Genomic DNA, 11042 nt, shown 5'->3' with positions numbered 1-11042 from the left:
GGGGCGGCCCGCGCGCGGGCTGTTGAAGGGTTGAACAGCGTATGGGGACAGAGACGCTCAGCACGCGCACGTCAGTGCTCACAGAGGCCATTGGGTTGCTCGAAAGCAACGCCAATGTGCTCCTCGCGGGCCCCAATGGCTCGGGCAAAAGCCACATGCTCGAGCAGGCAGCGCTCCGCTTGCACGAACGCGGTCGCTCTGTCGTCAGATTCGACTGCGCCGACCAACAATCACGACTGGCGCTGCTCCAGTGGCCCAGGCAGGGCGTACCCGCACACACTGTTCTTGCTCTCGACAACCTGGAGCAGGCCGATGCGAGCCTGCTCCACGCCCTCCTCGACCATGACGCAGCCGGGCACCGAGCGATCGGCACTCTGGAAACCGGCAACCAACACATCCCTTACCTCCGCGCGATGGAGGAGGTCATCCAATCTCGCGAGTCGGCGGCCGAAGTGTTCGCGGCGGTGCAGCAACTCACACTTCGCTCGCTCCCCGACGAAGATGTCGCCTGGCTCTTGCACGAGCTGAGCCCCATAATGTTGAGCTCGGCTACGGTACGCACAATCACAACGCTCGCCGCCGGGCGGCCAGCGTGGGCCCGCGATCTCCTTGTTCTAGCCCAACAAGATGCGCTGATCCATCTCCCCCGCCCCGCCATCACAGAGCGCCTTCCCCGGGAACTCAACCTCCCGGCACTTCGTGCAATCACTCGTTCGCTCGGCCCAGTGAGCGAGGAACTCGCGACTGCCGCGGTGATATCCGCCGAGATTGGCCCGACCGACGACGCGCTCCTCGAGGACCTCCTCGGGGCTCGTGTGGTTCGCGAGCTCAATGACAGTGGTGCGCTCACACGGGAACCGGGCAGCGAGAAGTTCTCGGTACCCCCGTTCGTTGCAGCGGCGATGCAGTCGGCAGCCTCTCCCGAAGCGGTTGCGGAGGCGCGTCGAGTCCTCGCACGATCATTGATCGCCCAAGATTCGCTCGGGCTCCCTCTCTCGAGCGCGGATACGCTGCGTTGCGCGCGGAGCATGGTGGTCTCATCGGATCACTCGTCCGCTGGGGAGAGCCGGTCAACTCAGGTGCAGATTCTCCACCGCGCCATCGCCCACAGCGTGGCAGTCGGTCAGGAGTCACAAGCGCGAGGCATGCTCCTTCGAGCCAGCTCGATCGATGCACCACTCTCCCCTGCCCAGCATGCTCAGGTTGTCGGTGCGCTCGTCGGAGCTCAAGCAGCGCTCAGCGTGCTCGATGCGGCAGAGGAACAACACGCTGTCGCACATGAGCGGATGTCAGGAGATGGACTCACCGCGTATCTCCGCGCCCACTTCACTACTCAAACCAGAGGAACGGCACCACGGGAGACACCGGCTGAGTATGTCACGGCGCTGTGGCACAGCACCGAGCCCATCGATGAGTCGCTCAGCCGCCTGCGCCATCTGGCGGACACCGCCTCACCAGAAATCGCCGAGCTCTCACTTGCTCTGATCGAGCTTGATGCGGTCTGGGCCGGCCGGCTCCCGCGGGGTACCTGGCTTGCGCAGGGAACTCCTATTCCCGCGCTTCCGAAACAGTCGCGGGGACCCGATGACGTAGTTTCGGGGACGCTGCTCCTTGCCCGAGGGCTCACCGCTTTGCTGGCTGGAGAGCTCGCCCTACGAGCGAATGAGCTTCGCACGGCATGTGTTGCGAGCGCCACCCCCGAAGCACACCTGCATTGGCTCCGCCACCTCACCGCGGCAGGAGAGGCGCTCGCATGCGGCCAGGGCGAACGCGCAGCGTTGGAGTGGCGGCTGCTTGAACAGGCCATTCCCCGCTTCACGGCAAGTCGCCTCCGCCACTATGTGCACGCGCTTGGCTCCGCCATCGTCGCGACAGGAAGCAGCGCGCACCCCTCGCTGAGGGCAGCGCAAAACCCGGTGACGCCCGAGCACTTCACTCGCTACCTCACCGGGGATCACACTGCGCTTCGCCATTCCGAGCCCCAGGTCGCCGTTGGCGCGGAAGCGCTTCCGGTGCTGCGCTTCGCCCGGGCCCATCTTGCGGCTGCCGCTGCACAAAACCCTGTCGAGCTCGTGCGCGCCTCACGGAGACTCGAACGGCTTCACCTCTGGGCTCCCGCGGCATTCGCGGCGTCTACTGCGCGCGCAATCTACCTCAGCCGCCGCACCGTCAGCGGTGTTCGCGAGTGCGACGCGCGACTCGAGGCACTTGATGCGCACCTTGCTCGGACGCTGCCCTGGTACCGCTCCGGCAGCCTCCCAACGGTGCGATTCGCACGTCTCACCCGCCGCGAGCACGAGGTTGCCCGGCTAGCCGCTCGAGGCCTCACCAATGCTGCGGTGGCCGCACGCCTGGGCTGCAGCACCCGGACCGTGGAGTCGCACCTCGCCCAAGCGAAAGCAAAGCTTGGAGCTGCCTCACGACAAGAACTCGCGGCCCGAATGGGACTCGAGGAAGCCCCAACCAGGATCTAGATCGCGAGGGCGAGATCGTCGAGCTCCGTGACGGTGCCGCCTGCAGCAAGGGCTTCCTCGTACGCCGCCAGCCGCTTCGCATCAATCTCGGAGTTCGTGGTGCCGCGCTTCCAGTACCCGAACACTGCGACGTCGTCTTTCGCAAGGCCGGCATCCGTGCGGAAGAACGAGCGGATCTGCCGCATCTCGTCGCGCTCGCCGGCTCCCCACACGACCACGCGCGCAGGATCCGATACCTCTCCAAGCTGCGTTGCAAAGCCCGCACCGGGCGCGATGCGGGTGAGCGTGAGTCCGGGCAGCTGCGGCAGCTCAGCGAAGGCCACCTCGTCATCGGTGGCGATCCAACCGCGACCCGAGGTCGCCGGATCCGCCTGCTGCAGGATCGCGTAGAGCGCGGGGATCGAGGTCGCATCGGCAAAGAGCACAACGTCGCGGTCCGCACGCTCCGGGATGGAGAAGTGGGGGCGCGGGCCACCAAACTCGACCGTGTCGCCGATGCTGAGGCTGTCGAGCCACTGCATCATCGGGCTCGCTGCGCCGTGGCGCACCACGTCCACCTCGACGGTGCTCGTCGCGGGGTCTGCGGCACGCACCGTGTACACGCGCGACGTCGCCCCGAAGCGCTCATCCAAGTAGAACCTGATCGCGACGTTCGGGCGCAGCCAAAGCGGCTCCTCGTTCAGCCCGGGAACCTCGAGCACCACGCGCGCAAGCTGCGGCGTGACGGTCTCGATGCCCCGCACAGTGGCGGTGTCGAGCTGCAGGCCGCGGTTGTGATCCGCGGACTGGATCGCGGCGGAACGGTGGAGGGGGCTGGTCGACTCGGTCATGCTGACTCCTTTGGTGCCGCTGGCGCGGCGTGAGTGGGGTGAGTGTTGGGCTGGGGTGCACCCGATTGGCTCCGGCGCGCAGCGCGCCGATCCCGGGGAACAATCAGTGGGCTGCCCGTTTCGGGGTCGGGGATCACCCGCGCATCGAGATCGAAGACGCTGCGCAAGAGCTCAGCGGTAATCACCCGATCCGGCGTGCCCTCTGCAACGATCGCGCCATCGCGCATCGCGACAATGTGGGTGGCGTAGCGGGCGGCGAGGTTGAGGTCGTGCAACACCGCAACCAGCGTGCGCCCCGCCTCGTGCAAGCGCGAACATAGGTCGAGCACATCGATCTGGTGGGCGATATCGAGGTACGTGGTCGGCTCGTCGAGCAACAGGATCGGCGTCTCCTGAGCGAGCGCCATCGCGATCCAGGCGCGCTGCCGTTGCCCGCCGCTGAGCTCCTCGACGAGGCGATCAGCGTGTTCGGCCATGCCCACCTCGGCGAGCGCCGCGCCCACCGCCGCCTCGTCGCCCGCACCCCACTGCCGCAGCAGACTCTGGTGCGGGTTGCGGCCCCGGGCAACGAGGTCAGCCACGGTGATCGCCGCTGGGGTGGCGGGCGACTGCGCGAGTGTGCCAATACTGCGCGCAATCGTCTTGGTCCGTATGCCAGCGAGATTCTGCCCATCGAGAGTGACGGCCCCCGCCGCGGGTCGAATCATGCGCGCGAGCGTGCGGAGCAGGGTCGATTTGCCGCAGCCGTTCGGTCCGATAATCACGGTGAAGCCGCCGCTGGGGACAGTGAGATCGAGGCCCGACACGATCTCGCGTGCGCCGTAGCGCACGTGGAGCGCGCGAGCAGCGAGCTCAGCGGGCGTGATCGCCTGATTGGGATCCGCGAGCGCGGGCGTTTCGGCGACGACCGGGGCGGGCGAAAGTGATGAGGTCATGAGGAGTCCAATCAAATGCGGCGAGCGAGCAGCCAAAGGAGGTAGACCCCGCCGAGGAGGCTCGTAACGAGGCCAACGGGGGTGCGCATGCCCACTTCGACGTGCTGGGCGAGCAGGTCGGCGCCGACAAGCAGGGCCGCCCCGACGAGACCGGCAAGTCCGGTGAGTACTCCCGGAACGGGCACGAGCCTGCGGGCGATCTGCCCTGCGGCGAAGGCGATGAACGCGATGGGGCCGGCCGCGGCGGTCGCGGCCGCGGCGATGACCACGGCGACGATCATCGCGATGAAGCGCACGCGCTCGGCAGGCACACCGACACCGTGCGCGCTGTCATCCCCCATCTCGAGGATGGCGAGCCCCCGGCCCAGCCCGAAGAGGACCGGCACCGCGATAGCCGCGACGATGGCGAGTGCGACAACGTGCGTCCAGCCGCGACCCGTGAGCGATCCCGCGCTCCAGAGCTGCGCGAGCAGCGCATCGTCGATGTCGGCGCGCGCAATCAGGAGCGAGGAAAGCGCGCTCACCACGGCACCCACACCGATGCCCACGAGCACCAACCGGAGGCCGCCCGATACGCCGTCACGGCGCGCGAGCGCGTAGACGAGCAGCGCGGTCACGAGGCCACCGATCACCGCAGCGCACGCGGTGGCGAGCATGCCGCCACCGAGCACCACGATCTGGAACACGGCGGCGGTGGCCGCGCCAGAGGTAAAGCCGATGATGTCGGGGGACCCCAGTGCGTTGCGCGACAGCGACTGGAATACCGCGCCGCTCATACCGAGGAGTGCCCCCACGAGCGCCGCGGTGAGGGCGCGCGGCAGTCGTCGGCCCAGCACTGAGCGGGTCACCGAGGGGCGCGCGTCGCCCGCGAGCACGGCCGGCAGATCGGCGAGGCCATGCTGGGCAGACCCCACGACGAGAGAAAGAAGGATGAGTCCCGCGATCACCACGATGATTGCGGCGCCGGTGATGATGACGCGCGGTCGAATGCGCACGGTAGCCGGGCCGATCCGCAGCACCGTGCCTGAGATTGGGATCGCGCCTCGCGTCTCGCGGGCAAGCACGCCGCTCACAGCGCAGCCACCCGACGCGAGCGGACGAGCGCGACAAAGAGCGGCCCGCCGAAGAGCGCTGCGGCGACGCCGGTTTGCACTTCCGCCGGGGCCGCGAGCGCGCGGCCGAGGGTGTCGGCCACGACGAGGAGCGCCGCCCCAACCACGAGCGACGCGGGAATGAGACGCCGGTGCTCGTTGCCCGCGCAGAAGCGCGCGATGTGCGCAGCGCCGAGCCCGATGAAACCGATCGGCCCCGCCGCGGCCGTCGCGGCACCGGCGAGGAGCACGACGGCGAGCGCCGCTCCCAGCCGCGCGCCGGCGACGGGGGTGCCAATCGCTGCGGCAACCTCGTCACCGAGCGCAATGGCGTTGAGCGGGCCGATCAGCGCGAGCGCGACGAGCAGGCCGGCAGCGAGGAACGGCAGCACCGCAAGCAGCACATCGAAGCCGCGCCCCTGCAGTGAACCTAGCGCCCAGTAACGGTAGCTGTTGAACGCGGTCTCGTTGCTCAGGATGACCATTTGTGTGAGCGCTCCAATCACGATGCTCACGGCGGTGCCCGCGAGCGCGATCCGCACCGGAGTGGCTGCGCTGCGGCGAGCGGTGCCGAGCATGGCGACGAGCACAGCGGTGAGGGCGGCGCCCAGGAAGGCGAACCAGATATAGCCGCTCACCTGGGTGATCCCGAACAACGAGATCGCGACCGCAACGAGGAGCGCGGCACCGGCATTGATGCCGAGGATGCCGGGGTCTGCGAGCGGATTGCGGGTCACGGACTGCATGAGCGCACCGGCGACGCCGAGCGCCGCGCCTACAACGATGCCGAGCACGATGCGCGGTAGGCGCGACTGCACCACCACGAGGTGCGCATCGTTGCTCGGGTCGTAAGCCGTGAGCGCCTGCACGACGGTGGCGGGATCGATCCGGAGCGAGCCGAGCCCGAGCCCCAGCACCGCGGTGACCGCCACCACGAGCGTGCTCCCGGCGATGAGCATCGCGGTGCGGGTGGGCTGGCTCACCGGGTTAGCCCGAGAAGGTGTCGACGAGCAGCTCGACCGTCAGCTTTGCGCTGTAGTAGTCGAGGCGGAACGACTGCGTGCCGAGAGAGAACACGCGCTTCGCTGCAACCGCGGGCTGGTTTGCGAGCAGCGGGTCGCTCGTGAAGTCGGCCACCGGGTCGCCGCCGCCCATCGCGACCGTGAGGATCGTCTCGGCGTTCGCGAGGCCCGCCGCGGAGTTCTCGCTCGTGAGGACGTCGACGCCGCGGCCGCTCTGTCCCTCGCTCGTGAACTCCTCGATCACCGGTGCGTACTCGAAGCCGAGGGCGGAGATCAGCTGCGCCTGCGGGCTGTCCTCGGTAAAGGCCCACGAGCCGTCGGCGCCCATGTAGACGAGCGCAGTGGTGGGCTGCTTCGGCAGTTCGATGAGCTTCGCCTGCTCGCTCACCCACGCGTCGTACTCCGCGATGCGGTCGGCGGCCTCGGTCTCAAGGCCGGTGATCTCACCGAGCTCGGTGGTGAGCTCCTGCCAGGTCATGCTGCTGTAGTCGAGCATGACGGTGGGCGCGATCTCGGAGAGCTGCTCGTACGCGTCGCCGGTCGCGTCGCCGCCGTTCGCCGAGCCGATGATGAGGTCCGGCTCGAGCGCGTCGACACCATCGATGTCGAGCGTCAGGTTCGTGTACGCCACCTCAACGCCGCGCTCCTTGGCGACATCCGCCCACTGGGTGAAGAAGCCCTGGTCGTCGGTCAGCGGGGTCACCGTCGCGGCGCCAGAGCCGACGAGCGGCGCGTCGATCGCGAGCAAGCTGCCGGTGATTGACGGCGAGGTTGACACGATGCGCAGCGGCGCCTCCGTCAGCTCAGTCTCACCGAGCTCGTGCGTCACGCTGCGGGGCCAGTCGCCGCTCGAAGCGGCCTCCCCACCCGATGCGGAGTCTGGCGCGGCACCGGTGCTGCATCCTGCAAGCAGGGCGACCGTCGCTGCGGCGATCATAAGGGCAAGGGGACGTCTGGCCACGCGGCCACCTCCGGGCTGAGTCGAGTTCACAGCGCGGGCGAACTCCCGCGCGCTATCCTCGAACTTAGTCAAGCCTTACTTCCATCTGTTGATTGAGAGTGACACCGTGTTACCAGCCCCGCCGCTCCCCGAGCCACTGCTGTACGCCGTGCTCCGCGGGACGGCCCGGGTGACAGTCGACGGCACAGAACACCAGCTTTCTGCGGGCACTGCCCTCTGGCTTCCTGCCGGGGTGCGGCCCCGCGTGGTTCCCGCTCCCGGCGCGATCGTGCTGCCGGTCCCCGCACTCCCCGGCGGCCCAGCGGAGCCCGCGACGACGCCCATCGCGCAGGCCCAGGTGCCCGGCCTGCTGCACGAGTTCGGTTGCGCACTCGGCCACCTCGCGGGCGCCGAGCGCGCAGCGGTCAGCGTCCAGGGCTCCGCCGCCCCACACCTCACGGCACCCCCCATGCCCCACTCGGATGAGCTGCGCGATCTCGCCGAACTGCTCACCGATGATCCGGATCGCGGCATCGCAGAAGCCGTCAGCGCGACGGTGGCCGGGTGGAGCGTCCGCACCGTGCAGCGTCGATTCACCGCAGAGACGGGGCTCACGCTGGGGGCCTGGCTGCGGCAGCGCCGAGTCGCGAGCGCGTCCGAACTCCTCTCCCGCGGCCATGACCTCGAGTGGGTCGCCCACCGCGTGGGCTATCGCACCGTCGCCGGTTTCATCCGGAGCTTCGCTGAGGTCGCCGGGGCGACCCCGGGGCAGTGGCGGCGGGCCGCCACCACCCCCACCAAGGCGGCCGCCACCCTGCACGTCCCCGCCTCGTGGGAGCGGCGCACGCACCGCACCTGGTCACGGGTCAATGGCGCGCACATCGCAGTGTGGGCCGCGGAAGGCGAGGCCCGCGTCACCGTCGGCGCTCGGGTGCTGCACCTCACGCCGGGCGAGGCCATCATCATCCCGGCGGGCACCCCGAACCACGTGCAGATCCCACCCGGCTCGCTGCTCCTCCCGATTGGGTACCGCAGCGGACGCACCGGAGCCGTGGGCGCCCCGCTCACCCCCGCGCAACTTGGGTGCCTCACCGAGCCCGCGGCGCTCGACACCGTCGAATCGATGCTCGCGGCCTACACGCGCGTTGGCACCTCCGGCGTGCCGAGCGAGCGCGGCTTCGACGCGGTGCTCGCGTCGTCGAAGCGTCAGGCTAGTTCTGCCGCCGACTCGGCGCTCGCGCACCTCGCGAGCCTGGTCTCCCGCGAGCCCGACATCACGCTCGCTGCGGCCGCGCGAGAGATTGGCCGCCCGGAGGCCGAGCTGCGTCGCGTCGTGCGCGAACGCACGGGAGAGCCTTTTGCGGTCTGGCTGCGCGCCGCACGCATGACGCGTGCGCGCAACCGCCTCGGCCACGGCGACTCCGCCTCCGAGGTCTCACGCGCAACGGGCTACTCGCACCTTCCCGCGTTCTCCCGCGCCTTCCGCGCGGTGCACGGCGCCGGGCCGGCCACGGTGGACGTGACCGATCTCCGCCCCGCGCAGGCCTCGTGGGGCCACACCGACTCGCCTGGCGCACGCGGCGCAGCGTAAACGCCCGTCGGCGTCATCCGAATGGATGACGCCGAGTTCACTCCCCCAGCCGATGCCGCCAGACGGTGAACACGGTGGGGTGGAAACATGGAAGATTCTCTCGCGCGCAGGCGCTTCTCTGACCGGCTTGTCTCGCGTGGCGGGGCGTGGATTTCACTCGGCGTGGTGCTCATCGTGATGGTGGGCCTGTTCGGCCTCTTTGGTTCGGCGAAGGCCCCCGCACGCAACGCGGCAGCACCCGTCGACTCAGAGAGCACCCGCGCTGCCGAACTGCTGCAGCAGTTCCCTGGGGCCGACACCCAGTCGGTGCTCATCGTCGCGACCCGAGCTGACGGTGAGGCGCTCACCCAAGCCCAGCTGACCGAGCTTGAGGCGTTCGCCCCCTCGCTCACGGGCGCGGCCGACGGCGCCGTAGATGGCCCCGTGAACGGCCCGCTCGTCAGCGATGACGGTGGTGCAGCATTGCTTGTCACCCCCATCACAGCGGGCGAAGACAATACGGCGAACGCGGCGACGATCGCTGCCCTCCGCGACGCGGTGGCCGCCGACGGGCCGAAGGACCTCACACTGCAGGTCACGGGCGGACCCGCGTTTGGCGCGGACATCGCGGGCGCCTTTGCCGGCGCGGACTTCACACTGCTGCTCGTCACGATCCTCATCGTCGCGATCCTGCTCATCATCACGTACCGCTCCCCCGTGCTGTGGCTCGTGCCGCTCATCGTGGTGGCGCTCGCCGACGGTCTCGCCGGGCGCATGACCGCTGCGGCCGGTGCTGCCTGGGATCTGCAGTTCGACGCGGGCATCATCAGTGTGCTCGTGTTCGGCGCGGGCACCAACTACGCGCTGCTGCTCATTTCCCGCTACCGCGAGGAGCTGCTCCTCACGGACGATCACCGCCGCGCGCTCAGCACGGCCTGGCGGAAGACCGCCCCAGCGATCCTCGCCTCGAACCTGACGGTGGTGGTCGCGCTCCTCACACTCGTGCTCGCCGTGATCCCGGGCACGCACGGCCTCGGCATCTCTTCCGCGATCGGCTTGCTCATTGCGCTCGGGGCGGTCCTGTTCGCGCTGCCTCCGGTGCTGGCGATCTGCGGCCGAAAGCTGTTCTGGCCGTTCATCCCGAAGCCGGGGGCGCAGGCCGCTCAGGGGCGCGCGTGGCGGGCCATCGCGGCGCGCGTGATGCGTCGACCTGCAGGGAGCCTCATCGCCGGGCTCGCGCTCCTCGCGATCATGGCTGCCGGGCTGTTCGGCACGAGCGTGGGGCTCGACCAGGCGGCGAAGTTCCGCGTTGAGTCAGAATCGGCCGCGGGTCTCGAGTCGCTGTCCGCGCACTTCCCGCCCGGCGAGGCGCAGCCCATCTGGGTTGTCGCGAAGAGCGCCGCCGCGCGCGAGGTCGTCACCGCAGCGCAGGATCTCCCCGGCGTCGTGCGGGCACACCCCGCCGGAGCGACCGACGACGGCGAGCTCACGAAGATCATGGTGACGAGCGAGTACACACCAAGCTCCCCCGAAAGCCTCGCCCAGATCGACGCGCTTCGTACTGCCGTGCACGCCGTGCCCGGCGCCGACGCGGTAGTGGGTGGCGCAGTGGCGACCGACGTCGACGCGCGGGTCGGCAACCAGCACGATCTGCTGCTCATCGCCCCGCTCGTGCTCGCGGTGAGCTTCCTCGTGCTGCTCGTGCTGCTTCGCTCGCTCGTCGCACCGGTGCTCCTGCTGCTCGTCAACCTCGCGAGCGCGGTCGCGGCAATCGGTGCGGGATCATGGCTCAGCCGTATCCTCTTCGGGCAGGAGGCGCTCGATCTCCAGGTGCCACTCCTCGCGTTCCTCTTCCTCGTGGCGCTCGGCATCGACTATACGATCTTCCTCGTGCACCGTGCCCGCACCGAGGCTGAGCAGCACGGTACGCGCGAGGGAATGGTCCACGCGATCGCGCACACCGGCGGGGTCATCACGAGTGCGGGCATCGTGCTCGCCGGGGTGTTCGCAGCACTCGGTGTGCTGCCGCTCGTGACGCTCGGTCAGCTCGGTCTCATCGTGGGAATCGGCGTGCTCGTTGACACGCTTGTCGTGCGCACCGTGGTGGTGCCGGCACTCTTCGGGATTGTGGGCGAGCGAATCTGGTGGCCCGGAAAGCTGCGCGCGCGGGCGTGATCCCG

The 11042-nt window shown here is 69.2% G+C and carries 8 protein-coding genes; 3 read left to right on the top strand and 5 right to left on the bottom strand.

The genetic code is table 11. The features are described 5' to 3' along the window. Positions 1-41: 41 nt before the first annotated feature. Positions 42-2474, top strand: coding sequence for a helix-turn-helix transcriptional regulator (locus ACR81A_RS01155; RefSeq protein WP_202382478.1), 2433 nt, complete (start codon positions 42-44; stop codon positions 2472-2474). Here the strand turns inward: ACR81A_RS01155 and ACR81A_RS01150 are convergent. The 5 genes from ACR81A_RS01150 to fepB are packed head-to-tail and all read right to left on the bottom strand — an operon-like array spanning position 2471 to position 7313. Beyond that, complete coding sequence (locus ACR81A_RS01150) at positions 2471-3304, bottom strand: siderophore-interacting protein (protein WP_440312316.1); 834 nt, start codon at positions 3302-3304, stop codon at positions 2471-2473. The genes ACR81A_RS01155 and ACR81A_RS01150 overlap by 4 nt on opposite strands. Next, positions 3301-4239, bottom strand: a complete 939-nt coding sequence (locus ACR81A_RS01145; RefSeq protein WP_202382480.1) for an ABC transporter ATP-binding protein — start codon at positions 4237-4239, stop codon at positions 3301-3303. The genes ACR81A_RS01150 and ACR81A_RS01145 overlap by 4 nt, the downstream gene beginning before the upstream one ends. 11 nt (positions 4240-4250) lie before the next feature. Continuing rightward, complete coding sequence (locus ACR81A_RS01140) at positions 4251-5312, bottom strand: FecCD family ABC transporter permease (protein WP_337248975.1); 1062 nt, start codon at positions 5310-5312, stop codon at positions 4251-4253. After that, on the bottom strand, positions 5309-6313 hold the full coding sequence (locus ACR81A_RS01135; protein ID WP_440312315.1) for a FecCD family ABC transporter permease: 1005 nt from the start codon (positions 6311-6313) through the stop codon (positions 5309-5311). The genes ACR81A_RS01140 and ACR81A_RS01135 overlap by 4 nt, the downstream gene beginning before the upstream one ends. A 4-nt stretch (positions 6314-6317) precedes the next feature. Then, the gene (gene fepB, locus ACR81A_RS01130; protein ID WP_440312314.1) at positions 6318-7313 is read right to left on the bottom strand and encodes a Fe2+-enterobactin ABC transporter substrate-binding protein; all 996 of its coding nucleotides are present in this window, start codon (positions 7311-7313) and stop codon (positions 6318-6320) included. 106 nt (positions 7314-7419) lie between these two features. Between fepB and ACR81A_RS01125 the strand changes: the two genes are divergently transcribed. Then, complete coding sequence (locus ACR81A_RS01125) at positions 7420-8883, top strand: helix-turn-helix domain-containing protein (RefSeq protein WP_440312313.1); 1464 nt, start codon at positions 7420-7422, stop codon at positions 8881-8883. 87 nt (positions 8884-8970) lie between these two features. Further along, positions 8971-11037 (top strand): MMPL family transporter, encoded by a 2067-nt coding sequence (locus ACR81A_RS01120; protein WP_440312312.1) that lies wholly within the window; start codon positions 8971-8973, stop codon positions 11035-11037. Positions 11038-11042 lie beyond the last annotated feature (5 nt).

This window comes from Leucobacter chromiireducens (assembly GCF_051993095.1).
In the GTDB taxonomy this organism is placed as follows: domain Bacteria; phylum Actinomycetota; class Actinomycetes; order Actinomycetales; family Microbacteriaceae; genus Leucobacter; species Leucobacter chromiireducens.
The sequence above is the reverse complement of the archived record's forward strand: the minus strand, read 5'-3'. Positions and strand labels throughout refer to the sequence as shown.

Excerpts from the sequence above, each read along its gene's own strand:
- ACR81A_RS01155 (WP_202382478.1), top strand. The coding sequence starts at position 42 with ATGGGGACAGAGACGCTCAGCACGCGCACGTCAGTGCTCACAGAGGCC.
- ACR81A_RS01150 (WP_440312316.1), bottom strand. The coding sequence starts at position 3,304 with ATGACCGAGTCGACCAGCCCCCTCCACCGTTCCGCCGCGATCCAGTCC.
- ACR81A_RS01145 (WP_202382480.1), bottom strand. The coding sequence starts at position 4,239 with ATGACCTCATCACTTTCGCCCGCCCCGGTCGTCGCCGAAACGCCCGCG.
- ACR81A_RS01120 (WP_440312312.1), top strand. The coding sequence starts at position 8,971 with ATGGAAGATTCTCTCGCGCGCAGGCGCTTCTCTGACCGGCTTGTCTCG.